The sequence below is a fragment of the Luteimonas yanweni genome (genome assembly GCF_039548475.1).
GTDB lineage: Bacteria > Pseudomonadota > Gammaproteobacteria > Xanthomonadales > Xanthomonadaceae > Luteimonas.
In genome coordinates this window covers 234,678-259,844 of record NZ_JBCLVC010000013.1, presented here as the reverse complement: position 1 = coordinate 259,844, position 25,167 = coordinate 234,678, and the positions used below count along the sequence as shown (strand labels likewise).

20 protein-coding genes are annotated in these 25,167 nt (G+C 71.6%); 5 read left to right on the top strand and 15 right to left on the bottom strand.

Translation table 11 applies throughout. The features are described from left to right. Nucleotides 1–97 precede the first annotated feature (97 nt). From rpoH to rhlB, 7 genes are all read right to left on the bottom strand, one after another. Nucleotides 98–976, bottom strand: a complete 879-nt coding sequence (gene rpoH / locus WCE39_RS09585; protein WP_343276458.1) for an RNA polymerase sigma factor RpoH — start codon at nt 974–976, stop codon at nt 98–100. Between the two features lie 82 nt (nt 977–1,058). Beyond that, a complete protein-coding gene (locus WCE39_RS09580) occupies nt 1,059–1,745 on the bottom strand; it encodes a hypothetical protein (protein ID WP_343276457.1) in 687 nt (228 codons plus the stop codon). Next, complete coding sequence (ung, locus tag WCE39_RS09575) at nt 1,742–2,455, bottom strand: uracil-DNA glycosylase (RefSeq protein WP_343276456.1); 714 nt, start codon at nt 2,453–2,455, stop codon at nt 1,742–1,744. Before ung ends, WCE39_RS09580 begins: the two co-directional genes overlap by 4 nt. Beyond that, nucleotides 2,452–3,300 carry a response regulator gene (locus tag WCE39_RS09570; RefSeq protein WP_343276455.1) on the bottom strand — a complete coding sequence of 283 codons (849 nt, stop codon included), beginning with the start codon at nt 3,298–3,300 and terminating at the stop codon, nt 2,452–2,454. Before WCE39_RS09570 ends, ung begins: the two co-directional genes overlap by 4 nt. Before the next feature lie 4 nt (nt 3,301–3,304). Beyond that, complete coding sequence (ftsX, locus tag WCE39_RS09565) at nt 3,305–4,252, bottom strand: permease-like cell division protein FtsX (protein ID WP_343276454.1); 948 nt, start codon at nt 4,250–4,252, stop codon at nt 3,305–3,307. After that, nucleotides 4,245–4,937, bottom strand: coding sequence for a cell division ATP-binding protein FtsE (locus WCE39_RS09560; protein ID WP_343276453.1), 693 nt, complete (start codon nt 4,935–4,937; stop codon nt 4,245–4,247). Before WCE39_RS09560 ends, ftsX begins: the two co-directional genes overlap by 8 nt. An 89-nt stretch (nt 4,938–5,026) precedes the next feature. Then, nucleotides 5,027–6,892 carry an ATP-dependent RNA helicase RhlB gene (gene rhlB / locus WCE39_RS09555; RefSeq protein WP_343276452.1) on the bottom strand — a complete coding sequence of 622 codons (1,866 nt, stop codon included), beginning with the start codon at nt 6,890–6,892 and terminating at the stop codon, nt 5,027–5,029. A gap of 219 nt (nt 6,893–7,111) precedes the next feature. Here rhlB and trxA point away from each other — a divergent pair, with 219 nt between their 5' ends. Then, nucleotides 7,112–7,438 carry a thioredoxin gene (gene trxA / locus WCE39_RS09550; protein ID WP_343276451.1) on the top strand — a complete coding sequence of 109 codons (327 nt, stop codon included), beginning with the start codon at nt 7,112–7,114 and terminating at the stop codon, nt 7,436–7,438. 191 nt (nt 7,439–7,629) lie between these two features. After that, nucleotides 7,630–9,474, top strand: coding sequence for a transcription termination factor Rho (rho, locus tag WCE39_RS09545; RefSeq protein ID WP_343276450.1), 1,845 nt, complete (start codon nt 7,630–7,632; stop codon nt 9,472–9,474). Nucleotides 9,475–9,535: 61 nt separating this feature from the next. Here the strand turns inward: rho and WCE39_RS09540 are convergent, their stop codons facing one another. Then, on the bottom strand, nt 9,536–10,459 hold the full coding sequence (locus tag WCE39_RS09540) for an energy transducer TonB (protein ID WP_343276449.1): 924 nt from the start codon (nt 10,457–10,459) through the stop codon (nt 9,536–9,538). Nucleotides 10,460–10,592: 133 nt separating this feature from the next. On the opposite strand from WCE39_RS09540, the gene WCE39_RS09535 reads away from it, so the two are divergent. After that, nucleotides 10,593–12,656 (top strand): choice-of-anchor V domain-containing protein, encoded by a 2,064-nt coding sequence (locus WCE39_RS09535; RefSeq protein WP_343276448.1) that lies wholly within the window; start codon nt 10,593–10,595, stop codon nt 12,654–12,656. Between the two features lie 21 nt (nt 12,657–12,677). On the opposite strand, the gene WCE39_RS09530 is transcribed toward WCE39_RS09535, so the two are convergent. The 5 genes from WCE39_RS09530 to WCE39_RS09510 form a co-directional block, all read right to left on the bottom strand. After that, entirely contained in the window at nt 12,678–13,526 is an 849-nt protein-coding gene (locus tag WCE39_RS09530; protein ID WP_343276447.1) for an energy transducer TonB, read from the bottom strand. 45 nt (nt 13,527–13,571) lie between these two features. Beyond that, a complete protein-coding gene (locus WCE39_RS09525) occupies nt 13,572–16,841 on the bottom strand; it encodes an ankyrin repeat domain-containing protein (protein WP_343276446.1) in 3,270 nt (1,089 codons plus the stop codon). Continuing rightward, nucleotides 16,834–17,106 (bottom strand): YcgL domain-containing protein, encoded by a 273-nt coding sequence (locus tag WCE39_RS09520; RefSeq protein ID WP_343276445.1) that lies wholly within the window; start codon nt 17,104–17,106, stop codon nt 16,834–16,836. The genes WCE39_RS09525 and WCE39_RS09520 overlap by 8 nt, the downstream gene beginning before the upstream one ends. Nucleotides 17,107–17,203: 97 nt before the next feature. Then, complete coding sequence (gene cydB, locus WCE39_RS09515; RefSeq protein ID WP_343276444.1) at nt 17,204–18,217, bottom strand: cytochrome d ubiquinol oxidase subunit II; 1,014 nt, start codon at nt 18,215–18,217, stop codon at nt 17,204–17,206. Next, nucleotides 18,217–19,626 (bottom strand): cytochrome ubiquinol oxidase subunit I, encoded by a 1,410-nt coding sequence (locus WCE39_RS09510; protein ID WP_343276443.1) that lies wholly within the window; start codon nt 19,624–19,626, stop codon nt 18,217–18,219. The genes cydB and WCE39_RS09510 overlap by 1 nt, the downstream gene beginning before the upstream one ends. 169 nt (nt 19,627–19,795) lie before the next feature. Between WCE39_RS09510 and WCE39_RS09505 the strand changes: the two genes are divergently transcribed. Both WCE39_RS09505 and hemF read left to right on the top strand, forming a co-directional pair. After that, nucleotides 19,796–22,189, top strand: coding sequence for a S9 family peptidase (locus WCE39_RS09505; protein ID WP_343276442.1), 2,394 nt, complete (start codon nt 19,796–19,798; stop codon nt 22,187–22,189). 159 nt (nt 22,190–22,348) lie between these two features. Then, the gene (gene hemF, locus WCE39_RS09500) at nt 22,349–23,281 is read left to right on the top strand and encodes an oxygen-dependent coproporphyrinogen oxidase (protein WP_343276441.1); all 933 of its coding nucleotides are present in this window, start codon (nt 22,349–22,351) and stop codon (nt 23,279–23,281) included. Between the two features lie 4 nt (nt 23,282–23,285). On the opposite strand, the gene WCE39_RS09495 is transcribed toward hemF, so the two are convergent. Beyond that, nucleotides 23,286–23,771: a DUF421 domain-containing protein gene (locus tag WCE39_RS09495; RefSeq protein WP_343276440.1), complete on the bottom strand. Its 486-nt coding sequence runs from the start codon at nt 23,769–23,771 to the stop codon at nt 23,286–23,288. A gap of 245 nt (nt 23,772–24,016) precedes the next feature. Beyond that, nucleotides 24,017–25,018 carry a glucokinase gene (glk, locus tag WCE39_RS09490; protein WP_343276439.1) on the bottom strand — a complete coding sequence of 334 codons (1,002 nt, stop codon included), beginning with the start codon at nt 25,016–25,018 and terminating at the stop codon, nt 24,017–24,019. Between the last annotated feature and the right edge of the window lie 149 nt (nt 25,019–25,167).

Here is a 25,167-nt window from a genome sequence, read left to right as displayed (position 1 = left end):
GTCCAGGCCTTGCGTCGGGGTGCGGACCGGCCGATCCGTACCGGAAACGGAGCGGCCCGGTTTCCCGGGCCGTCGTACCGCGATCGGGACCGCGCGGTCAGGCCGCGAACAGCGCCTTCATCTTCTTCAGCGCGTTGGCCTCGACCTGGCGGATGCGCTCGGCGGACACGCCGTACTCGTCGGCCAGCTCCTGCAGCGTAACCTTGCTGTCGTCGTCGAGCCAGCGGCGCTCGACGATGTCGCGTGAACGCGCATCCAGGGTCGCCAGGCCTTCGCGCAGCAGTTCGAGCTTGCTGGACTCGCTGTCCTCGCGCTCGTAGGCCTGCGAGGGATCCTCGTCGCGCGACATCAGGTAGGCGGCCGGTGCCGGCGGCGCGCGCTCGTCATCGTCGTCGGCGGACAGGTCGAAGCCGATGTCGCGGCCCGACAGGCGCGACTCCATCTCGACCACCTCGCGCTCGGAGACGTTGAGGTCCTTGGCCACCGCGCTGACCTCGGCGGCGTTGAGCCAGCCCAGGCGCTTCTTGCTGCGGCGCAGGTTGAAGAACAACTTGCGCTGCGCCTTGGTGGTCGCGACCTTGACGATGCGCCAGTTCTTGATGATGTACTCGTGCATCTCGGCGCGGATCCAGTGCACCGCGAACGAGACCAGGCGCACGCCGACATCCGGGTCGAAGCGCTTCACCGCCTTCATCAGGCCGATGTTGCCCTCCTGGATCAGATCGCCCAGCGGCAGGCCGTAGCCGTTGTAGCCGCGGGCCACGTGGACCACGAAGCGCAGGTGCGACATCACCAGGTCGCGGGCGGCACCGAGGTCTTCTTCATCGTGGAAGCGGCGGGCAAGCGCCTGCTCGTCTTCCACCGTGAGCACGGGGATCTGGTGCACGGCGCCGATATAGGCATCCAGCGAGCCGAGCGCGCTGGGAATCGGCAGGTTGTTGGGGACGAGCTGATGGCTGGAAACGGTTGCGGTCATGGCAGGCATTTTAGCAGTGGCCTGTTAAGACTGCTAAACGATGGGAAAGTTCATTCATCCTGTAGATAGAACAATGGACCGCCTAACTCGCGCCGCGTCGCGCCAGCGCCCACCGATACAGGGCGATATCGCCGGCGTGGTGGCGCGCGATGCGGGCCCGCAGCCGCGGATCGATGTCGTAGCCGGACTCCCCGCGCTCCGGGTTCACCAGCGCGGCGGCGGCCACCGCTTTCCAGCCCAGGCGCCGCGCGAGGCGTTCGAGGTCGGCGTGGTAGTGCTCGGTGATGCCGACGAAATCGAAGCGCGCGGGATCGAAGCCCCACAGGTACTGCCGGTAGACGTCGCGCAGCTCCGGCCCAAGCGCGAAGCGCTCGAACGTCCACTGTTCGCGCAGCATCCGGTTGCGCAGCGGCTGGGCGGGGTCGCCGCCGTCGTAGTCGCGGCGCCAGAACGCGTAGTGCGAGGCCAGGCGCTGCACGGGGTCGCGCATCCACGTGATCCAGCGCGCTGGCCGCCGACCCAGCGCGATGCGGTACTTCAAGGCCAGGAAATGCCCGTGGATGCAGGTGGCATCGGCCGCGACGCGCCCGCGCATCGCCAGGCCGCCACGCACCGCCTGCATGCGCCTGCGCAGCGCGGCGTACTGCATGGGCAGGTCGGCATAGTCGTCGCGATAGCCGTCGCCACTGGCCGCGCGCAGGGTTTCGGCAAAGCTGGTTCCGGCGGTTTTCGGCAGGTGCAGCGAGACCAGCAGCGGCGCATGGTTCATCGCGCCTCCAGCTGCGCGCACGGCGGCAGCGACCAGTCCAGCGCCGCGCCGCCGCTGCGGGCCAGGTAGCGGTTGGCCGCCGAGAAGTGGCCGCAGCCGAGGAAGCCGCGGTATGCCGACAGCGGCGAAGGATGCGTACTGCGCAGCACGCGATGGCGGTTCGCGTCGATCATCCTGCCCTTGGCCTGGGCATAGGCGCCCCAGAGCATGAACACCAGGCCTTCGCGCTCGCGATTGAGCACGTCCACCACGTGGTCGGTGAACCCTTCCCAGCCCACGCCCTGGTGCGAACCGGCGCGGCCCTCTTCGACGGTAAGCACGGCATTGAGCAGCAGCACGCCGCGGCGCGCCCAGGGCAGCAGGCAGCCGTGGTCGGGACGGGCGATGCCGAGGTCGCGCTGGATCTCCTTGTAGATGTTGTCCAGCGAAGGCGGCACGCGCACGCCCGGCCGCACCGAAAAGCACAGGCCGTGCGCCTGCCCGGCGCCGTGGTAGGGGTCCTGCCCGAGCACGACCACGCGCACGTCGTCGAATGGCGTGGCGTCGAAAGCGGCGAAGATCTCCGGCCCCGGCGGGAAGATCCGCGCACCCGCGGCCCTGCGCTCGCGCAGGAAGGCCGACAGCGCCTGCATGTCATCGCGCTCGAACCAGGCGCCGACCCGCCGCTTCCACGACGGCTCCAGGCGAAGGGTGTCGCCGGCCGTGCTCACGCGTCCGGGGCGCCGGGCTCCGGCAGGCGCGACAGGCGCAGCTGGAACAGGGCCTTGGTCACCAGCAGGCGCTCCTCGATCGGCTTCAGCACCAGGTCGTTGGCGCCGTCGCGCAGCAGCGCGGCCTGGTTGTCGGGGTTGGCGTCACCGGTCATCACCAGCACCGGCAGCCGGCGCTTGGACCAGCCGAATTCGCCACGGATCGCCTGCACCAGGTCGCCGCCGTCAAGCTCCCCTTTCAGATATACATCGGTCAGCACGAGGTCGACGCCGGGCCCGTCGCCGGCGGCGACGCGCGCGCGCAGGAACTCGAGCGCGGCCTCGACGCTGGTCTCGTGCACGACCTCCATCTGCTGCGCCTTGAGCATGCGCGTGGTGGCCAGCGCGACGGTGCGGCTGTCCTCCACGTAGAGCACGCGCGCGCCCGGGATCGGCGCCGGCTGGACGTAGCCGCGGATGAACTCCGCAAGCGCCCGGTGTCCGTGCGACTTGTCGAAGTGGTCGGTGATGTCGTCGCTGAACTGGCGACCCTCGAGGTGCTCCTGGGCGCTGGCCGACACGACCACCACGGGCACGTAGCGCTGGCCGGCGCGCGCGCGCACCGCTTCGGCCAGCTGCTGGCCGTTGCCATCGGGAAGCACCAGCGACGTGGTCGCGAGATCGATCGGTGCGGCGTCGAGCGCGGCGTGCGCCTCGGCCAGGCCCGCGCAGGCCACGACCTCGGCACCGGGCAGCTCGCGCTTCAGCACGTCGCCGATCAGCTTGCGCACCAGGCGCGAACCGTCGACGACCATGATCCTGGGCGCGACGCCATCGAGGTGCCTGATGTCACCGGGCTCGGCCATTCGCTCAGGTCTCCGTGGGCCGGGTCTGGCGCAGGAAGTGCCCGGTCACCACCCCGGCGCCCAGCCAGCCGAGCACGGTGGCGCCGGCGACGATCGCGAACACCTGCCGCGGCCCGAAGCCGGCCAGTGCGAAGCTGCTGCCGTAGCTCGCGGCCAGCTCCGCCAGCGGCGCGCGCAGGGCAGCCCCGGCAGCTGCCAGCAGGCCCAGCGCCAGCGCGCCCGCAGCCAGTCCGTACCAGGCGCCCAGGTAAAGGAAGGGCCGGCGGATGAAGCCGTCGCTGGCGCCGAGCAGCTGGAGCACGCCGAGCTCGTCGCGGCGCGACTGGATGTCCAGGCGCACGGTGTTGCCGACCACCAGCAGCGCGCCCAGGCCGAGCAGCGCCGCCAGCACCCAGGCCACGCGGCCGCCGAAGCGCAGCCAGTTGTCGAGGCGCTCGCGCCAGCCGGCGTCGTGCTGCACCAGCTCGGACTCGGGCAGGGTGCGCAGCGAGTCGGCCAGCAGGGCCTCGTCGCCGGCGGGCGTCACCACCAGCACGTGCGGCAGGGGGTTTTCGCCAAGCAGGTCGATGGCTTCGTCCAGGCCGCTGCGTTCGCGAAGTTCGTCCAGGCCCTGCTCCGGCGTGCGGTGCTCGACCACGCCGACGTCGGCGCGACCGTCGAGCTCGGCCACGAGCTCGGCCACGCGCGCGGGCGCGGTGTCCTGCCTGAGGAAGATGCTGAGCTGGCGCGACGCCTGGACATCGCCGGCGAAGCGCTCGACGTTGCCCAGCACCAGCCACAGCCCCAGCGGCAGGGCCAGTGCCACCGCCATCACGCCGATGGTGAGCGCGGTGGAGCCGGGCCTGCGGAACAGGCGGCCGAGGCTGGCGACGATGCTGTAGGCATGGTGGTCGAGCCAGGCGCCCGGGCGCGAACGGGTCGATGCCCTGGCGCGTGCGACGGGCTCATTCATCGGCCAGGTCCTCCGGCGCGATGTCGTCGGCCAGGCGGCCATGATCGAGCACCAGCACGCGCTTCCTCATGCGCTTGACCAGGCCGAGGTCGTGGCTGGCGATGAGCACGCTGGTGCCCTGGCCGGGCAGCGACGCGAACAGCGCCATGATCTCCGCGGCCAGGGTGGGGTCGAGGTTGCCGGTGGGCTCGTCGGCGACCAGCAGGCGCGGCTCGGCCACCACCGCGCGCGCGATGCCGACGCGCTGCTGCTCGCCCGCGGAGAGCTCCCCCGGCAGCGCGTTGCCGCGCGCGCCCAGGCCAAGGCGTTCCAGCACGGAGCGCACCCGGCGCCCGGCGTCGCCGCGGCGCATGCCGCGCAGCACCAGCGGCAGGGCGACGTTGTCGTGCACGCTGCGGTCGGCGAGCAGGCGGTGGTCCTGGAACACCACGCCCACCTCGCGCCGGTGCATGGCCACGCGGCCACCACGGACCTTGAGCAGGTTGCGCTCTCCGAACAGCACCGCGCCGCGACTGGGCCGTTCGGACAGGTGGATGAGCCTGAGCAACGTGCTTTTCCCGGCACCGGAATGCCCGGTGACGAACAGCATCTCGCCGGCATCGACGCCGAAGCTGACGCCATCCAGCGCGACGTGGCCGCCTGGATACTGCTTGCAGACGTTGTCGAAGCGCAGGACCTGCGGCATCGCGGAACTCGCGTCGGGGAAGACGCGAGTATCGCTTGATGGCCGCCGTGCGGCCAGACGCGCCACCCGGTCGTGTGACCGGATCGGCTTCAGTGCTGCGAGCGCGGCGCGCGGGTGACGAGCTTGCGCAGGCCCTGGCCGATGCGGCCGATGAGCGACGGCGCCTGCTGCGTGCCCGGAGCGCTGGGCGCCGCGGGCGACGCGGGCTGGCCCGGGGCGTTCCCCTGCACGGGCCGGGACGCCTGCTCCGGCTTCGCCTGCGGACCGGACTGCGGCTTCGGTCGCGGGGCACGCGACTGCCCGCTGCCGGCGCCGGCACCCTGCTGCGGCTGGCCGCCCTCGGCCTGCTGGCCTTCGCCGTCGACGCGACGGCCGCCGCGGCGACGGCGACGCTTGCGCGGTGCGCGCTCGCCTTCGGCGCCCGGGACGGCAGTGCCGCTGGCCGGCGGAGCGGATGCCACCGCGGGCGCCGCAGCCGGAACCGCGGGCGCGGCGCCGGCCTGCGCCGCGTCGGGCGCGGTGGCGTTCATACCCCCGGCACCACTGGCCGTAGCACCGGCGGCATCGGCACGCGGGGCGCGCGGCTTGCGCGGGCCGCGCTCGGACCGCCCCTCGGCGCCGCTGCGCGGACCGCTGGACCGTCCACCACCCTCGCGACGCCCACCGCCACGGCGGGCATCGTCGGCGGCGCGCTGCTCGCGCGCCTCGCGGAAGATCTCGCTGACGCTCTCGCCCTCTTCGGACTCCAGCTCCACGCCTTCGCGCGGCTTGCGCGGCAGCGCGGTCAGGAGTTCGGCCGAGACCGGCTCCGACGGGATCTTCTGCTCGATGAAGGCCTCGATGTCCGGCAGGCCGATCGCGTAGCGCTCGCAGGCGAAGCTGATCGCGTCGCCCTCTTCGCCCAGGCGCGCGGTGCGGCCGATGCGGTGGACGTAGTCCTCGGCGTCGAAGGGCAGGTCGTAGTTGTAGACGTACTTCACGCCATCGATGTGCAGGCCGCGGGCGGCGACGTCGGTGGCGACCAGGATCTCGAGCTGGCCGGCCTGGAACTTCTTCAATAGCGACTCGCGCTTCTTCTGCGGCACGTCGCCGGAGAGCACGCCGACGCGGTAGCCGGCGCGCTCCAGCGCGCGCGCGACCCGCTCGACGAACACCTTGGTGTTCACGAACACCATCGTGCGCGCGCCCTCGCCGCGGGACAGCAGGCCCAGCAGCAGCGGCAGCTTTTCCTCGTCGGACGGGTAGTACAGCTTCTGGCGCACGCGCGCTGCGGTGATCGTCTCGGTCTCGACCACCAGCTTCTGCGGCTCGTTCATGTGCTCGTAGGCGAGCTCCAGTACGCGGTGGCTCAGCGTGGCCGAGAACAGCAGGGTCTGGCGCTCGGTGCGCACCGGCATGCGGCGCAGCAGGAAGCGGATGTCCTTGATGAAGCCGAGGTCGAACATGCGGTCGGCCTCGTCGAGCACGCAGACCTCGCAGGCGTGCAGGGACACGACCTTGTGCTGCTTGACGTAGTCGATCAGGCGGCCCGGCGTGGCGATGATGACGTCAACGCCCTCCTGCAGCAGCTGGCGCTGCTTGTCGTAGTCGACGCCGCCGTAGACCAGGGCGAAGCGCAGGCCGAGCTCCGGGCCGAACTTCACCGCATCCTTGTGGATCTGGATCGCGAGCTCGCGGGTGGGCGCCAGGATCAGCGCGCGCGGGTCCTCGGGCTTGCGGTCGGCCAGCGCCGGGCGGGTCAGCAGGCGGTTCACCACCGCGACCAGGAAGGCCAGGGTCTTGCCGGTGCCGGTCTGTGCCTGGCCGGCGACATCGCCGCCGGGCAGCGCGACCGGAAGGGTCAGCGCCTGGATCGGCGTGAGGCGGGTGAACCCCGCGGCCTCGAGGCCCGCCTGCAGGCGCGGGTGCAGGTCGAAGGAAGAAAAAGTGAGATCGGTCAGTGGTTTGTCGGTCATTCGTCGGAAGTCTGCGCGGCGTGGCGCGCTTGCGTGGAAGGCGGCAGCCAAGCAGACTGCCGTGGAGACGTCGCGGCGGCTTGTCCCGCTCGAGGCCCGCCCCCTCCGACGGGGCAGCCACTTGAATCGGCCGCGAATCGCCCAAGTTTAGCAGCTACCGCGGCCGCCAACCGGCCGCCCACCGGGGCCGTCCAGATCGCCCCATGCAGGAGACCCCCCGTGAGCCAAGCCGTCATCCACGCCAGTGATTCCGATTTCGATGCCACCGTCCTCGCCTCCGAGGAGCCGGTGCTGGTCGACTTCTGGGCGCCCTGGTGCGGCCCGTGCAAGATGATCGCCCCCGCCCTGGACGAGCTCGCCGGCGAATACGCCGGGCGCGCCAAGGTGGTGAAGATCGACATCGACCAGAACCGGGCCACCGCGCTGAAGTACCACGTGCGCTCGATCCCGATGCTGCTGCTGTTCAAGGGCGGCCAGGTCCAGGCCACCCAGATCGGCGCGGTGGGCAAGCCCGTCCTCGCCCAGATGATCGACAAGGCCCTCTGAGGCCCGTTCCCGCGTCACCGCTCCGCGCGCGGCCTGAGCGGCGCCGCGGGGCCGCCCTTGCCGGCGGCCCCGCGGGATGCTAGCTTCACCGGTACCCCGGCGCGCCCCGTCGCGCCGCACCTTCTGCAACACCCCACCGCCCATTCGCACGCCGCCCGTCCCGGGCGCTCGCAGCAAGCGAGGTTCCGCACTTGTCAGACAATCCTTCCGATCCCGGCGAAACCGCCGTGAAGCGCGTGCGCAAGCCGCGCGTGACCAAGGCCGCAGCCGCACAGGCCGACGCCCCCACCCGGACCCAGGCGGATTCGCCGGTCCAGGCCGAACTCAAGGTCGATGCGCCGGCGAAGAAGCCCGCGCCGGCCGCGGACGCCCCGGCGGCGCCCGCGACGCAGGCCCCGCCCGCTGCTCCTGCCCCTGCCCCTGCCCCTGCCCAGGCCGCGGCAGCGCCTCCGGCCCCGGCGCCCGCCGCCCAGCCGCAGGCCGACGCCGGCGCCACGCAGTCCGGCGGCGGTGACCGCTCCGGTTCCCAGGACGGTGGCAACGGCCAGCGCCAGGCGCAGGGCAGCCAGAACCAGGGAGGCCAGCAGCAGGGCCAGGCCCAGGGCGGCGACCAGCAGCACCAGCACCAGCAACACGGCCAGGGCAACCGCCGCGACCGCTCCCGCAACCGCCGCGACCGTCCCCGCGACCGTCCGCGCGACGACGGTCTGCCGACCGACAACAACGACCAGGCCAACCGCCTGCCGCCGCCGAACATCCCCGAGGGCTTCCCGCAGTATTCTCTGTCGGACCTCAAGCGGATGCCGGCGCAGAAGCTGCTCGACATCGCGGAACAGCTGAACATCCACGAAGGCGTGGCGCGTGCCCGCAAGCAGGACGTGATCTTCGCCCTGCTGAAGGTGCTGACCCGCCACGGCGAAGGCGTGGTCGCCGACGGCGTGCTGGAGCTGCTGCCCGACGGCTTCGGCTTCCTGCGCGCGGCCGAGGCGAGCTACCTCGCCGGCCCGGACGACACCTACATCTCGCCCAGCCAGGTGCGCCGCTTCAACCTGCGCACCGGCGACCACCTGTCCGGCCGCATCCGCTGGCCTAAGGACGGCGAGCGCTACTTCGCGCTCAACGTGGTCGACACCATCAACGGCGAGCCGATCGAGGCGTCGAAGAACAAGGTGCTGTTCGAGAACCTGACGCCGCTGTTCCCGCGCCGGAAGTTCAAGCTCGAGCGCGGCGACGGCAGCAGCGAGGACATCGCCGGCCGGATCCTCGACCTCATGGCCCCGCAGGGCAAGGGCCAGCGCGCGCTGATCGTGTCGCCGCCCAAGGCGGGCAAGACGATCATGATGCAGCAGATCGCGAGCGCCATCACCTACAACCATCCAGACGTGCACATGATCGTGCTGCTCATCGACGAGCGGCCCGAGGAAGTCACCGAGATGCAGCGCACCGTGCGCGGCGAAGTGATCAGCTCGACCTTCGACGAGCCGGCCGCGCGCCACGTGCAGGTGGCCGAGATGGTGATCGAGCGGGCCAAGCGCCTGGTCGAGCACAAGAAGGACGTGGTGATCCTGCTCGACTCGATCACCCGCCTGGCGCGCGCGTACAACAACGTGGTGCCGAGCTCGGGCAAGGTCCTGACCGGCGGCGTCGATGCCAACGCGATGCATCGCCCGAAGCGCTTCTTCGGCGCGGCGCGCAACGTCGAGGAAGGCGGCTCGCTGACCATCATCGCCACCGCGCTGGTCGACACCGGCAGCGCGATGGACAAGGTGATCTACGAGGAGTTCAAGGGCACCGGCAACTCCGAGGTGCACCTGGACCGCCGCATCACCGAGAAGCGCGTCTACCCGGCGATCAACGTCAACCAGTCCGGCACCCGCCGCGAAGACCTCCTGATCGAGCCGGAGCTGCTGCAGAAGATCTGGATCCTGCGCAAGCTGCTGCATCCGATGGACGAGCTGGCGGCGATGGAATTCCTGCTGGACAAGATGAAGACGACCAAGTCCAACGACGAGTTCTTCTCTTCGATGAAGCGCTGACCCGGGTCGGCACGACGGAAAAGCCCCGCATCCGCGGGGCTTTTTCATGGCGTCGGGACGCTCAGCCGCCCCCGGGATCGGCCGCCCGCGCCACCCACATGCGGGCCCGTGCCGGCTGCACGCCGGACGGCGCAATGTCGCCCTGCGCGGCAGGATCGTCGACGCCGGATCGCCACGGCGGCGGCATGCGCACGCCACGCACGAGGTACTCCCATTCGCCGTAGGCCGTTTCATGGCCATGCATCACGAAGGCGACGGGAACGCGCAGCACCTGCGGCGCGCCGGCATACGGGCCTTCGGCGGGCACCTTGAACCGCCACCGGCGTATCGCACTCGCGGCGCTGGCCATGAACTCGAGCTGGTACCGCACGATGTCCGCGGGATCGGCCGGCATGGCGGTCAGGTCGACCTGTTCGGCGAATACGTCCTCGACGCGCCCATCGGTGCCGACCTTCGCCAGCATGTAGACGATGCCGCTGGCACCGACCCTGGCCATGTTGCGCGGATAAGCGGCGGGATGCCTGTGCACGGCCTGCAGCCTGTGCCCCGGCGGCAGCGGCTCGTCCAGGCTGATACCGTCCATCCACAGGCCGTAGAGGCCATCCCCCGCGGGTGACGCGCGCACCCGGATGCCGAAGGGCACGGGCCCCGCGGGCGGCGCGACGCCGTCTTCGAACTCGACGCGCCAACCCGCGACCTGGCGGGCGACGAACGCCCTGACCTCGGCGGGCACCGCGCCGGACTGCTCGAGCCCGTATCCGGTCACGCGCCCGTCCGCGCCCACCGCGATGCTGCCTTCCAGCCTCATGAAGCCCTCGACCGGCACGGCATGGCCGGACACCGCGCCGGCATCCTGCGCGGCATCGGCCACCGGGGGCGTCACGGCCGGCGCATGCATGGGTGTCGCCAGCAGCATCGCAGCAGCCAGCATCGCGCCTGCGCGTGCGTGCCGGGGTGCCGACGCCGTGATCCATCGCCTGTGCATGCCGCCCTCCCCGGCGACGTATACCGGAGCCAAGACTAGCGCATCCCGCCGCCGCGCCATGGTCCGACCCGGGCTGACGCGGCTCCGATGATGCGCAATACTCGGCCCCTTCGGGGCTGAATGGGTGAGACCAATGGGCAGGAACTGGATCCGCGCGTGCGTCGCAATCGTCCTGGTGGCTGCCTGGTGCAGCGCCGATGCCAGCCGCTTCGGGCGCGACGGCTTCTCGGGCAACCCGGGCACCAACGGTGGATCCACCTGCACCGCATGCCATGCACCCGGCGCATCGGTGCCCACCGTCACCATCAGCGGCCCGCAGGTCCTGGATGCCGGCACCATCGCCGAGTACACCGTGACCATCGCCGGCGGCCCGGGCGCCACCGGCGGCCTGGGCGTATCCGCATCGCGCGATGCCGGGAGCTTCAGCGCCACCGGCAAGGACGTGCACGTCGTGGGCGACGAGATCTCGCACACGCAGCCCAAGGCCTTCGCCAACGGCAGCGCCAGCTTCAGCTTCCGCTGGCAGGCGCCGGCCTGGAACGGACCGGTGACCCTGTACGCCGCCGGCAACTCCAGCAACGGCCAGCTCAACCTGCTCGGCGACGGCATCGGGGTCCGCCAGCTGACCGTCAACGTGCAGAACGGCGACGCCGAGCCGCCGCCGCCAATGCCGCCGAAGCTGGCCGACGCCGTGCTGGAGCCGTTCGTTTCCGGGCTCACGCAGCCGGTGGTGATCACCCACGCCGGCGACGCGCGCGTGTTCGTGGCCGAACAGCCGGGCCGCATCCGCGTGATCGACAACGGCGTGGTCCTGACCGCGCCCTTCCTCGACATCACCGCGCGCGTGGACGACTCCGGCAACGAGCAGGGCCTGCTTGGCCTGGCCTTCCATCCGGACTACGCGTCGAACGGCTACTTCTACGTCAACTACACCTGGGACCCGCCGGGCAGCGGCCTGGACCGCACCCGCATCTCGCGCTTCACGGCAGGCGCCAACCCGGACGTGGCCAACCCGGCCTCCGAGCTGGTGCTGATGGAGTTCGAGCAGCCCTACAGCAACCACAACGGCGGCGACATCCAGTTCGGCCCCGACGGCTACCTCTACATCGCGTCGGGCGACGGCGGCAGCGGCGGCGATCCCCACAACAACGCCCAGAACCCGAACCGCCTGCTGGGCAAGCTGCTGCGCATCGACGTCGACGGCGGCGGCACCGCGCCCGACTGCAGCCTGGCCACGGGCAACCATTACGGCATCCCGGCCGACAACGCGTATACCGATGGACGCGGCGGGACGGGCTGCGACGAGCTCTACGGGCTGGGCCTGCGCAACCCCTGGCGCATCGCCTTCGACTCGCTCACCGGTGACCTCTGGATCGCCGACGTGGGGCAGAACGCATACGAGGAGATCAACTTCGTGCCCGCGGGCACTGCGGCCGGCCTGAACTTCGGCTGGCGCTGCTACGAGGGCGACCAGCCCTACAACGGCGCCGGCTGCAACGGTGCCTACTTCGCTCCGCTGATCACCACCACCCATTCGGGCGGCAACTGCTCGATCACGGGCGGGCGCGTGTATCGCGGAGGCACCGCGCCCTCGCTGGCCGGGCGCTACTTCTTCACCGACTTCTGCAATACCGCGATCCGCACCATCACCATGGTCGACGGCGAGCCGCTGGTGCAGGACGCCATCCAGCCGGGCGAGATCAGCCAGCCGGTCGCGTTCGGCGAAGACGTGTTCGGCGAGCTCTACGTCGCCAGCCTCACCGGCCGGCTGTACCGCGTGCTGGGCGTGGGCGACACCCCCGTGTCGCGGGTCACCACGCTGTCCGGCCAGTGCCTGTACGCACCGGGCACCGCGCGCGGCACGCGGCTGATGGTCTGGCCGTGCACCTCCACGGGCACCGGCCAGCGATGGGTGCTGCGCCAGGACGGCGCGCTGTACAACCCGGGGTCCGGCCGCTGCGTCGATGCGGCCTCGGCCGCCAGCCATCGCAATACGGTGCAGCTGCGGCTATGGGACTGCAACGGCGGCGCCGGCCAGCGGTTTTTCCCGACCGCGGCCAACGAGCTGCGCGGCGCCGGCGGGCTGTGCCTGGACCATTCGCGGATCGCCCGGCGCCAGACCCAGATGTGGACCTGCGACGGTGCCGACAGCCAGGCCTGGCTGTTCGCCCCGCTTGCCGGCCGCCAGGCGCGCTGAGCCGGCTCGAAGGGCGCCCTTTCAGCCTTGCTGGAGGGGCGTCAGCAGCGTGCGTTCGCTGCCCACCTGGAAGACGCCCGAGGCCGAGAGCGAGTCGAGCGGATCGCCTGCCTCGGGCCGTGCCCACGGCACCTGCTGGCGCTCGCCGGGCACATAGGTCGTCCAGGTGCCGTAGCCCGCCGACGGCGTCAGCGCGAAGGTCACCGGGACCCGCACGACCCACCCGCCTGCGTCAACGCCGGGCCCCTCGACCGGAGGCGCGAACTGCCATTTGCGGGCGGCGCCGAGCGCCGACCTCGCCAGGCTGGTGCGCCAGCGCTCCATCGTCCTGTCATTGGCCACGCGGGTGATGTCGGTGCGCTCGACCGCCGCGTCGGCCACCTGGCCGTCGCGGTCGATGCGCAGCATCAGGTAGACGATGCCGCTCCCGTGTGCGCGCATCACGTCCGCCGGATAGGGCGGCGGACTCATCTTCTTCGATCGCACCAGCCTGTCTTCGCCGGTTTCACCAAACCACGCCGAGCGCAGCATGACCCGGTACTGCTCGTCGTCGATGCGATCGGCGACCACCCGCAGGCTCATCCGCAGCGCCTGCACGTCGCGCTGCCCGACGTCTCCGCCATCCGGCGCGAAACGCCAGTGCGGCACGCTCGCCGCCACCACGTCGCGCACCACCCCGGGTATCTCATCGGCCCGGTCGAGCGTGAAGCCGCGCGTGCTTCCGGTGGCATCGACGTCGACGGTGCCGGTCACCACCATGCTCGCTTCGAGCCGGTCGCGCACCGAAGCGGGTCCCGGCGGCGCCGCGATCGCGCTCCCCCACCATGCCAACGCTGCCATCAGTGCCAGGCACTGGATCATCCGTTTCATGCCGCAACTCCCTGTCGGTAAACGATTGCGTCCTGCGCGACCGCGTCACCCCCGGTCGCGCAGGAACCGGGCCATCGAGACCCCGGCCTGCGGCGGGGCGAACTCGGCGGCGACGTCGATGAAGCCGCGCATCACCGCGACCTCGCGTGGGGTGCGGTTGAGCGCGTCGCGCAGGTCCGGATCGCAGCCGGCGCGCAGCAGGTGGCGCGCGAGGCGCAGCAGGCCGTGCAGCGCGACCAGGTGCAACGGGCCGAAGCCGCGCGGGTCCTGCGCGTCGAGGCGGGTGTCTTCGTCAAGCAGGCGGTCGACCGCGGACAGCACCACGTCCTCGTCGCAGGCGGTGCCGGGCTCGGCGCGCGCGCCGAGCAGCAGCAACAGGGGCGTCACCCCGCCGGCGGCGACGGCGTCGGGCTCGGCGCCGGCCAGCAGCAGGGTGTCGAACAGGGCGAGCAGGCGTGGGCGGTCGCGCGCGGTGAAGCCGTAGAGCGCGGCGCAGTGCAGGGGCGTCAGTCCCTGGGCGTCGGCGGCCTGGATGTTGGCGCCCGCGGTGAGCAGGCGCGCGCAGACATCGGGCATGCCAAGCGCCGCGGCCAGCATCAGCACGGTCACGTCGCCGGGCAGGCGGTGTTCGAGCGCGACCTTGGCGGCCAGCAGGCGGTCGACGATCGCGACGTGGCGCATGCTGACCGCGGCGGAAAGCGGCGTGGCACCGGTATGTGCGGCGCGCTGCGGATCGGCGCGGTGCTCGAGCAGCAGCTCCAGGGTTTCGCCATGGCCGCCGCCGGCAGCGCGCAGCAGCGCGGTGCAGCCCTTCTCGTCGGTGGCGTCCACGGGGAAGCCGAGTTCGAGCAGGCGGCGCACGGCCGCCGTGTCGCCGGCCATGGCCGCGGCGGGCAGGTCGCTGGCCTGCAGCGGGCGGCGCGGCAGCGCCCAGCCGCGCCAGTCCAGCCAGTCGGCCAGGTCGCGGCGCCCGGCCGACAGGGCCACGCCCAGCGGCGTCTGGCCGTCGGCGGCACGCACGTCCGGCGAAGCGCCGCCCTGGACCAGCAGCTTGAGCGCGGGTTCGCGGGCCAGCGCCGCGGCCAGGTGCAGGGCGGTCATGCCGTGGCCGTCGCGGCAGTCGAGGTCGACGCCATCGGCGACCAGGCGTTCGAGCAGGCGCATCCAGCCCAGGCGCACCGCCAGGGCCGCCGCGGGATCGCCGCATGGCGACGGCGCGAACACATCGGCGCCGCGCTCGACGAGCTCCAGTGCGAATTGCTCCAGGCCGCGACCGGCCTGGTCTTCGCGCACGCAGGCTTCGAGGAAGCGCGCGAGGCCGCCGGCACCGGCGGGCGACGCGCCGCTGCGCAGCAGGGCCTGCGCGGCCGCAAGCGCGCGGGTGCCGCGACCGAGCAGCCGCATCAGCGCGGTGTCGCCGTCCGCATCGCAGGTGTCAGGATCGGCGCCGTTGAGCAGCAGCCAGTCGATCCGCGCCTGTGACGGCACGGAGTCGCCGTCCAGCAGCAGGCCGCCGAGTTCGGACGGGGACACCAGCTGGGCCAGCGCTTCAAGCCCTTCGAAGCGCGCGTCCTGGAGCTGCGCGCGCAGCACGTCCAGCGGCGCGCGGTCGGCCGGGAGCCCCCTGTCATCGCCAAGCACGCTCGCCGGAAGCGGGTGCGCGGGATCCAGCGCGGCCACCATCGCCCAGCGCCCACCGGCCGCGGCATGGTCGACCGGGCGCTTGCCCGCGCCGTCGGCCAGCCCGGCGTCGACGCCAAGCTCGAGCAGGCGCGCGGCGAGCGCGGCGCTGCCGGTTTCCCCCAGGCAGGCGAGGTGCAGGGCGTTGTGGCCTTCGGCATCCACCGCGTGCAGGTCGGCGCGGTCGACCAGCAGGTCCAGCGCCGCGGCATGTCCGCCCAGCGCGGCTTCGTGCAGGGAGCTGCGGCCCTGCCCGTCGCGGGCATCGGCATCGGCACGGGCCTCGAGCAGGGCGGCCATGGTGTCGACGTGGCCGGCGCGCGCCGCCTCGTGCAGCGCGCTGCGCCCGCGGGCGTCGCGGGCATCCACCCGGGCCTTGTGCTTGAGCAGCAGCGCGACCCCCGCGGCGGCGTCGTCCTCGCCGCCGGCCGCCGCCAGCAGGGGCGGGGTCCCGTCTTCGGGTTCGGTGCGCGCGCCGCGCTCCAGCAGGAAGCGCGCGATGCGCCAGTTGCCGCAGCCGCAGGCGATCCCCAACGGCGTGATCCCTTCGGCGTTGCGGGCATCGACCTCGGCGGCGGCATCGCGCAGCAGCGCGGCGACGCCCGGATCGGAGCTGCGCGCGGCGTGGTGCAGCGGGGTATTGCCTTCGTGGTCCGCGGCGCGCGGGTCGGCGCCGTTGGCCAGCAGGGTCATCACGGCCTCCGGGCGGCCGTGCCAGCTGTCGCGGGTGGCCGCCAGCAGGGGCGTCAGGCCGGCATGGGCGTGGTTGAGGTCGACGCCGCGCGTGATCAGGGCGCGCAGCAGGCGCAGGTCGGGCAGCACGGCCGCCAGTACCGGCAGGGCGCGCTGGTCGCGGCCTTCGGGGTCGGGCAGCGCCTGCGGATCCGCGCCTTCGTCCAGCAGGGCCAGCGCGCGCTCGACGCGCCCGCCGCGCGCTGCGGCATACAGGGCGGCGACGGGATCGCCATCGGCGACCTCGGCTTCCGGCGGCCGGGTGGGCTCCGGCATCTCGAGCACGTCGAGCTCCACCGCGGACAGCGGCGCGCGCAGCACGGCCAGCTGCAGCAGTGGCCACGCCAGCGCCGCAAGCGCAGCCAGCACCCAGCGCAGGCCGCCAGACGCCAGGCCCGGCCACGCCAACGCCAGCGCCAACGCGAGGACCGCCGCGATCGCCAACGCGGCGCCCAGGCCGCGCCAGCTGGAACCGTCGTGGCCATCCAACGCGTGCCAGTGCCCCGCAAGCCCGCGGCCACCTTCGGCACCGGCCAGCTGCCACAGCGGCCACAGCCGCCAGAGCGCGATCACGCCAAGGCCCGCGGTGGCGCTGAGCGCGACCACGGCGCCCAGCGATGCGCCACCGCTGCCGAGCAGGGCCGACAGGGGCCAGCCCACCAGCAGCGCGGTGGTTGCCATGGCCAGCGCCCAGAGCAGGGCCAGCGCGAGCAGGTCGCGGCGCAGCCCCGCGCCCGCCGGCAGGCCGCCGCCCCGGAGGCCACGCAGGCCGAGCGCGAGGGCCGGCTGCGCCAGCCAGGCGCTGAGCGCGGCAACGGCGGGTTCGGGAATGGCGGCCAGCAGCGCGAGCACGACGCCGGCGGCCAGCAGAAGCCCGTGCTTCAGGGACGCGGGCTCAGGCATCGGTGCCCCAGTCGTCAGTCAGGGGATCGGCATCCGCGCGCGGCGGCATCTGGAGGTGGAAGCCGCGGGCCACGAGGTTCGCGCGCACCACGTCGGCGTCCTCGCGGGCCAGCCGACGGCCGGGGTCGAGCGCGACCTCGAGCACGAAGCGCAGCTCGCCGAGCTCGCCGCGGAGCGGATCGGGAATACGGCCGAAGTCGTCGCGGCCGGCGAGGTAGACGTAGGTATCGGCCTTTCGAAGGCTCTTGTAGACAAAGGCTTGCATCTGCTGGTCCGGCGTGTGGGCGCACGCGTGCACAGGGAAGCATAAAGCAAGCGCGCTGCGCCGCCGCGCATCGTCGTGCGCGGGGCGGCGGGAACAGTCAATGGTAGCCCGCGTCCGCCTGGATCTTGCCGCGGAACACCGAATACGACCACGCCGTGTAGCCGAGGATGATCGGCAGCAGCACGACCAGCCCGACCAGGGTGAAGGCCTGAGTGGACGGCGGCGAGGCCGCGTCCCAGATGCTCAGCGAAGGCGGGATGATGTTGGGCCAGATGCCGATCACCAGGCCGACGAAGCCGAGCACGAAGAAGCTCAGCGTCAGCAGGAACGGCGCCACGTCGCGTCCTTCCCGCATCACCGCGCGCCAGAGGAGGAACGCGTTCACCAGCGCAAGCAGCGGCACCGGCGCCAGCCACCAGAAGTTGCCGCCATCGAACCAGCGCGCCATGACCTGTGAGTCCAGGAACGGCAGCCAGGTGCTGACCAGGCCCATGAACACGACCACCACCAGCACCAGCGGCCGGGTGAGGTTGCGCGCCACCCGCTGCAGCGGACCCTCGGTCTTGAGGATCAGCCAGCAGGCGCCGAGCAGCGCGTAGCCGAACAGCACCGCGGCGCCGGTCAGCATCGAAAACGGGCTGAACCAGTCGAAGGCGCCGCCCAGGTACTTGCCCTCTTCCAGCGGCATGCCCTCGACCAGCGCGCCCAGGATCAGCCCCTGCGCGAACGCCGCCACCATCGAACCCAGCGCGAACGCGCCGCCCCAGAAGCGCCTGGCCCTTCGCGCCTTGAACCGGAACTCGAAGGCCACGCCGCGGAAGATGAGCGCGACCAGCATCACCAGCACCGGCAGGTAGAGCGCCGACAGCAGGATCGCGTACGCCTTGGGGAACGCGGCCAGGAGCGCCGTGCCGCCAAGCACCAGCCAGGTCTCGTTGCCGTCCCAGATCGGCGCGGCGGTGTTCATCATGTTGTCGAGCTGCTCGCCGTCCTCGGCGAAGGGCGCAAGGATGCCCAGGCCCAGCACGAAGCCGTCCAGCAGCACGTACATCAGCACGCCGAAGCCGATCACGAAGTACCAGGCCACCGGCAACCAGGTCGCGGTCTCCATCACGGGCCCTCCGTGCGTGCGTCGTCGCGGTCGCCCACCGACAGCGGCCGCGCCGGGGTTTTTTCGCCGCCATCGGTGTCGGGCGCGTCCTCGAACGGCTGCGGCCCCTTGCGCACAAGGCCCAACAGGTACCAGATGCCGGCGCCAAAGATGACCGCGTAGGCCACGGCATAGGTGATGAGCGAGGTCATGACGGCGGCCGCGGTGATGTTGGGGCTGACCGCCTCACTGGTACGCAGCAGGCCGTAGACCACCCAGGGCTGGCGCCCGATCTCGACCACGTACCAGCCGGCCAGCAGCGCGATGAACCCGGCCGGGCTCAGCAGCCGCCAGCCGTTGAGCAGCCATTTCGATTCGAACAGCCAGCCCCGCCACCATGCCCAGGCCGAGGCCAGCGCCAGCAGCAGCATGGCGATGCCCAGACCGACCATGATCCGGAAGCCCCAGAACACCGGCGCGATCGGCGGCCGCTCGCTCGCCGGCACCGCCGTCAGCGGTTCGATCTCGCCGTCCCAGCTGTGGGTCAGGATCAGGCTGCCCAGGCGCGGGATGGCAAGCTCGTAGCGGTTGGTCCCGTTCTCTTCGTCGGGCAGCGCGAACAGGACCAGCGGCACGCCGGCGCCGGGCGCGCCGGCGTCCCAGTGCGCCTCCATGGCCGCCAGCTTGACCGGCTGGTGCTTGCCGACGTTCAGCCCGTGCAGGTCGCCCACCAGCACCTGCAGCGGCAGCGCGATCGCGGCGAAGGCGACTGCGAGCTTCAGCGAGCGCCGCCCCGCATCAACGTGGACGCCGCGGCGCAGGTGCCAGGCGCTGACCCCGCCGATCACCATGCAGGTGGTGATGAACGCCGCCAGCACCATGTGCGCCAGCCGGTAGGGAAACGACGGATTGAAGATGATCGCCCACCAGTCGAGCGGGTGGAACATGCCGTCGACGATCTCGTGCCCCTGCGGCGTCTGCATCCAGCTGTTGGCGGCCAGGATCCAGAAGGTCGAGAACAGCGTGCCCAGCGCGACCATGCAGGTTGCGAAGAAGTGCAGCTTCGGCGACACCCGCTTCCAGCCGAACAGCATGACGCCCAGGAAGCTGGCCTCGAGGAAGAAGGCCGTCAGCACCTCGTACGCCAGCAGCGGGCCGAGGATGGCGCCGGCGCGTTCGGACAGCACCGCCCAGTTGGTGCCGAACTGGAAGCTCATCACGATCCCCGACACCACGCCCATGCCGAAGGAGATCGCGAAGATCCTCAGCCAGAAAAAATAGAGGTCGCGCCACATGGCGTCGCGGGTGCGCAGCCAGCGCCATTCCAGGAAGGCCAGCCAGTGCGCCAGGCCGATGGTGAAGGCCGGGAACAGGATGTGGAAAGAGATGACGAAGCCGAACTGGATCCGCGACAGCAGCAGGGCGTCCACGCCGTTCTCCGCGGCGGAACCGGGCGCCGCGAGCCTGCATTCTGCGCCCCGGCGTCGCGCGCGGTGTCCAGACGGCGTGAAACCGGCAAGCCATGACCACCGGCCGGGGCCGCGGCGTGCGTGCGCTGATACGCTGGCGCGTCGACTGTTCCCCGGGGATCCCCGCACCATGCGCCACCGCTCCGCTCTCGCACTCCTGCCGCTTTCACTGCTGCTGGCCATCGCATCGGTGTCCACGGCCTCGGCCCAGGCCGCGCAGGCGCTCGACCTGCACCAGGTCATGGCCGACCCGGACTGGATCGGTCCACCGGTGGAGCGCGCATGGTGGTCCTGGGACGGCGGCACCGCCTACTACGTGGCCAAGCGCGCGGGCAGCAATGTGCGCGATACCTTCGCGCAGCCGGTCACCGGCGGCGCGGCCGTCGTGGTCGATGGTGCGGCGCGCGCGGACATCGACGCCGCCAACCCGCTGTACGACGCCACCCGCACGCGCATGGCCTTCCTGCGCAATGGCGATGTCTTCGTGCGCGACCTCCGTGGCGGCGCGCTGAGCCAGCTGACCCGCACCGAAGCCGGCGAATCACAGCTGCAATGGGGCCGCGACGGTTCGCTGTCCTGGCGCAGCGGCAATGACTGGTTCCGCTGGACTACGGCCGGCGGCGTCGGCCAGGCCGCGAGCCTGCGCGCCGAGGACGCGCCCGGCACCCCGCCCAAGGCCGACGCGTTGCGCGAGCGCCAGCTGCGCTACATCGAAACGCTGCGCACCGAGCGCGAACGCCGCGAGGAAATGCGCACCCAGGCCGAGGCATGGCGCAGCGCCGACCCGTCCCGCGCGCCGGCCGCCGCCTACCTGGGCAAGGACGTCGACATCCAGGGCAGCGCGCTGTCGCCCGACGGCCGCTGGCTGTTCGCCGTCACCCAGGCCAAGGGCGCGGACGCCGGCCAGGACGGCAAGATGCCGAAGTACGTCACCGAATCCGGCTACGAGGAGTTCGAGGACGTGCGCACCCGCGTGGGCCGTAACGACCCGGCGCCGCAGTCGTTCTGGCTGGTGTCGGTGGCCGACGGCAAGGTGCGCGCGCTGAAGACCGACCCCCTGCCCGGCATCACCACCGATCCGCTGGCCGCGCTGCGCAAGGCCGCCGGCAAGGACGCGCTGGAGGGAAACCGCGCCGTGCGCATTGAAGGCTGGGGCGGCGACGTCTCCGGCGGCGCGCGCTGGAGCGACGACGGCCAGGGCCTTGCCCTGATGCTGCACTCGGTCGACAACAAGGACCGCTGGCTGGCCACGGTCGACCTGTCGGCCGCGACCCTGCAGCCGGTGCACCGACTAACCGACGAGGCCTGGATCAACTGGGGCTTCAACGAGTTCGGCTGGATGCCGGACGCGCGCACCCTCTGGTTCCTCTCCGAGGAATCCGGCTGGTCGCACCTGTACCTGTCGTCCGGTGGCCGCGCGCGCGCGCTGACCTCCGGCCGTTGGGAGGCGTCGATGCCGGTGCTGGCCGCCGATGGCCAAGGCTTCCTGTTCCTGTGCAACCGCGCGCGCCCCGGCGACTACGAGGTCTGCCACGTCGGCAGCGGCGGTGGCGACGTGCGCGAGCTGACCGCACTCGACGGCGTCGAGGACTTCGTGGCCTCGCCGGACGGCGCCCGCGTACTGGTGCGGCACTCCACCAGCTACGTGCCGCCGCAGCTGTCGGTGGTCGACGCCGCCGGTGGCGCGGCGCGCCAGCTCACCGACACTCGCACCGCCGGGTTCAAGGCGCGCGAATGGATCCAGCCAGAGACCGTGCAGGTGCCTTCCAAGCACGGCGCCGGCACGATCTGGGGCAAGTACTACGGCCCGGAGACCATGGAGCCCGGCCGCGAGTACCCGGTGGTGCTGTTCGTGCATGGCGCCGGCTACCTGCAGAACGTCAGCGACCGCTACCCGAACTACTTCCGCGAGCAGATGTTCCACAACCTGCTGGTGCAGCAGGGCTATATCGTGCTGGACCTGGATTTCCGCGCCTCCGAAGGCTACGGCCGCGACTGGCGGACCGCGATCTACCGGCAGATGGGGCAGCCGGAACTCGAGGACTACCTCGACGGCATCGACTGGATCGTCCAGAACCGCCAGGGCGACCGCGACCGCGTCGGCATCTACGGCGGCAGCTACGGCGGCTTCATGACGTTCATGGCCATGTTCCGCGAGCCGGAGAAGTTTCGCGCCGGCGCCGCCCTGCGCCCGGTGACCGACTGGTCGCAATACAACCACGGCTATACCGCGAACATCCTCAACACGCCCGAGCTCGATCCCGAGGCGTATGCGAAATCCTCGCCGATGGAATACGCCGAGGGCCTGCAGGGGCACCTGCTGATCGCGCACGGCATGATCGACGACAACGTGTTCTACAAGGACTCGGTGATGCTGGCGCAGCGCCTGATCGAACTGCGCAAGGACAAGTGGGAGCTGGCGAGCTATCCGATGGAACGGCACGGCTTCGTGCATCCGGACTCGTGGTACGACGAGTACCGGCGGATCTACGAGTTGTTCGAGCGCGCGCTGAAAGCCCCCTGAGAACGAAAATCTCCCGGTGGGAGCGGCTGTAGCCGCGACTGCACGCCGGCGCTGCCGGGGCTGAACGATGCGCTCCGGTGGCTCGTGACTGCGTGATCGCGGCTATAGCCGCTCCCACACGTCGCGGCGCGCCTGGCCCGCCGTCCTACAATGCGACGCATGAACGACTTCGACAGCGTCCGCGATTACCTGACCGACCTGCAGGACCGCATCTGCGCGGCCATGGAGGGCGCCGACGGCGCCGCGCGCTTCCACGAGGACGCCTGGACGCGGCCCGACGACAGCGCCGACGGCGGCCTGTCGGGCGGCGGCCGCACCCGGATCATGCGCGACGGCGCGGTGTTCGAGCAGGCCGGCATCGGCTTCTCCGATGTCTCCGGCACCCGCCTGCCGCCTTCGGCCACCGCCAACCGGCCCGAGCTCACCGGCGCCTCGTGGCGCGCGGTGGGCGTGTCGCTGGTGTTCCATCCGCGCAATCCCTACCTGCCCACCACCCACGCCAACGTCCGCCATTTCCGCGCCGAGCGCGACGGCGAGACCGTGGCCTCGTGGTTCGGCGGCGGCTTCGACCTCACGCCCTTCTATCCCTTCGACGAAGACGTGCTGCACTGGCACCGCACCGCGCGCGCGCTGTGCGAACCTTTCGGCGGCCAGGCGCGCTACGACGCGCACAAGGCCTGGTGCGACGAGTACTTTTTCCTCAAGCATCGCGGCGAGACGCGCGGCGTGGGCGGCCTGTTCTTCGACGACCTCGCCGAGGACTTCGAACGCGACTTCGCCTATATGCGCGCGGTCGGCGACGGCTTCCTCGATGCCTGGCTGCCCATCGTCGAGCGCCGCCGCGCCATGCAGTACGACGATCGCGAGCGCGAGTTCCAGCTCTACCGCCGCGGCCGCTACGTCGAGTTCAACCTAGTCTGGGACCGCGGCACCCACTTCGGCCTGCAGTCGGGCGGCCGCAGCGAATCGATCCTGATGAGCATGCCGCCGCTGGCGCGCTGGGAATACGGCTACCAGCCGGAGCCCGGCAGCCCCGAAGCGCGGCTTGACGACTACCTGCGACCGCGCGACTGGCTGGCGGAGCTCGGCTGAGGCATCAGTCCGCGGCTTCCTTGCGCGGGACCACGGTGATGGTGCCGTCGATCTCAAGCATGATCTGCTCCGCCTGCGAAGGCTCGGTCAGGCCGTTGTCGCGCAGGGCTTCTTCGATGTCGGACCGGCTCAGGTTCTGCTTGCGCAACACGGCCGGGAGCAGCTCGCCCCCGCGGCATAGCGACACCGGGCTGCCCTCGACCAGGCGTGCCAACCACGGCGCACGCGCGGTGGCGAATCCGACCAGCCAGTTGCAGGCGATCAGGGTCGCGGCCAGGATCAGGCCGCCCGTCAGTGACACGTCCTCCCCGATCAGCGAGCCCTCCACCGCGGATCCGAGAACCACGAGCACCATGAGGTCGAAGGGCGTGAACTGGCCCACGGTGCGCTTACCCGACAAGCGCAACAACACCAGCAGCGCGACGTAGATCACGACCGCACGAAGCACGAATTCCCACCACGGCATCGCGAGTTCGAACAGGCTCGACATGGATACGCCCGGGTTTGGACCGCAAGGAGTTTGCCTCCGCGCGGCGTGAAGGCCCCGCATCCGCACCGGCCTCCCGGTTCACCGGTGCAGGCGATCAAGCCGTCCCGGCGGGTCCACCTGCACCGTGACGTGGTCGATCGCGTAGCGCTGGTTCAACCACCCGGCCACGAGCGCTGGACCATCGATGGCTGTCCCGACGGGCTTGCCGGAAGCATGCAGCTTGCCATCGCTGCAAGGTCGAGCGCTTACGTGCTGCGCGGCTCCGCACGCGCCGGCAACGGCTCCCGCAGAGCCATGGCCGCACCAAGCAGGCCGGGGTCGGGGTGGACGACGGCCTGGATGACCACCGGCTCGAGCCAGGCGGCAAAACGGCCCTTGGCCAGGAAGCGCTCGCGGAACGCGCTGGCGCGCAGGAACGGCAGGAACCGCGGCACGATGCCGCCGGCGATCACCACCGTGCGCGCGCCGTGCACCAGCGCGATGTCACCGGCAACGCTGCCCAGGATCGCGCAGAAGCGCGCCAGCGCGCGTCGCGCCACCACGTCATGACCGTCCAGGGCGGCGGCCAGCACCTCGGCAGGCTCCCGCGGCGGCCAGGCCGCGCCGCCCGCGCGTTCGCGCAGCACGGCATCGATCGCGGCCAGGCCGCTTCCGGACAGCAGCCGCTCCCATGACGCGCGGCCGTGGCTTGCATTCGCCCAGTCGGCAAGCGCGCGCTCCTCCTCGCCCAGCGGCGCGAAGCCCACGTGTCCGCCCTCGGTCTCCACCACCTGCCAGCCCTCGCCGGCGCTGCCCACCAGCAGGCCGACGCCGAAGCCGGTGCCGGGGCCGATCACGCTGACCGGGCCGCGCAGGGGCTGCTCGGGTTGCCCGTGCAGGAACGCGCGCTGGTCCGCAGCCAGCACGGGTACGGCGCGCGCGATGGCGCCGAAATCGTTGACCAGGCGCAGTTCCTCCAGCCCGAGCGACTCGCGCAGCTCGTGCCGGTTGAACGACCAGGCGCGGTTGGTCAGGCGCATCTCGTCTCCGTCGACCGGACAGGCGAGCGCGATCGCCGCGCGCCGGGGTCGTGCGCCCACCTGCGCCAGGTAGTGCTCGGCGGCGTGCTGCAGGCTGGCGAACTCCGCGTTGCGCAGCCGCAGCCGATGCAGCAGCTGCGGCACCGGGGCCGCCGGGTCGCACAGGGCGAAACGCGCGTTGGTGCCGCCGATGTCGGCGATCAGGGCCAAATGCTCGTTCGCGCTCATGTCCGCCCTTCCGGCATGCAATGGATCGGAACAGGCTAACCCAGGCAATCGCGGCCATGGCCGCTCCACAGACAGTTCCCGCAGACGATAAAAAGCCCCGCAGGCAGGGGGGGCCGGCGGGGCTGGAGAACGGGGCTTGGGGAGAAGCC

Bases quoted from the DNA above. Each gene is read 5' to 3' on its own strand.
- rpoH (WP_343276458.1), bottom strand. From the start codon at position 976: ATGACCGCAACCGTTTCCAGCCATCAGCTCGTCCCCAACAACCTGCCG.
- WCE39_RS09580 (WP_343276457.1), bottom strand. From the start codon at position 1,745: ATGAACCATGCGCCGCTGCTGGTCTCGCTGCACCTGCCGAAAACCGCC.
- WCE39_RS09570 (WP_343276455.1), bottom strand. From the start codon at position 3,300: ATGGCCGAGCCCGGTGACATCAGGCACCTCGATGGCGTCGCGCCCAGG.
- ftsX (WP_343276454.1), bottom strand. From the start codon at position 4,252: ATGAATGAGCCCGTCGCACGCGCCAGGGCATCGACCCGTTCGCGCCCG.
- WCE39_RS09560 (WP_343276453.1), bottom strand. From the start codon at position 4,937: ATGCCGCAGGTCCTGCGCTTCGACAACGTCTGCAAGCAGTATCCAGGC.
- rhlB (WP_343276452.1), bottom strand. From the start codon at position 6,892: ATGACCGACAAACCACTGACCGATCTCACTTTTTCTTCCTTCGACCTG.
- WCE39_RS09540 (WP_343276449.1), bottom strand. From the start codon at position 10,459: ATGCACAGGCGATGGATCACGGCGTCGGCACCCCGGCACGCACGCGCA.
- WCE39_RS09535 (WP_343276448.1), top strand. From the start codon at position 10,593: ATGGGCAGGAACTGGATCCGCGCGTGCGTCGCAATCGTCCTGGTGGCT.
- WCE39_RS09530 (WP_343276447.1), bottom strand. From the start codon at position 13,526: ATGAAACGGATGATCCAGTGCCTGGCACTGATGGCAGCGTTGGCATGG.
- WCE39_RS09525 (WP_343276446.1), bottom strand. From the start codon at position 16,841: ATGCCTGAGCCCGCGTCCCTGAAGCACGGGCTTCTGCTGGCCGCCGGC.
- WCE39_RS09520 (WP_343276445.1), bottom strand. From the start codon at position 17,106: ATGCAAGCCTTTGTCTACAAGAGCCTTCGAAAGGCCGATACCTACGTC.
- cydB (WP_343276444.1), bottom strand. From the start codon at position 18,217: ATGGAGACCGCGACCTGGTTGCCGGTGGCCTGGTACTTCGTGATCGGC.
- WCE39_RS09505 (WP_343276442.1), top strand. From the start codon at position 19,796: ATGCGCCACCGCTCCGCTCTCGCACTCCTGCCGCTTTCACTGCTGCTG.
- hemF (WP_343276441.1), top strand. From the start codon at position 22,349: ATGAACGACTTCGACAGCGTCCGCGATTACCTGACCGACCTGCAGGAC.
- WCE39_RS09495 (WP_343276440.1), bottom strand. From the start codon at position 23,771: ATGTCGAGCCTGTTCGAACTCGCGATGCCGTGGTGGGAATTCGTGCTT.
- glk (WP_343276439.1), bottom strand. From the start codon at position 25,018: ATGAGCGCGAACGAGCATTTGGCCCTGATCGCCGACATCGGCGGCACC.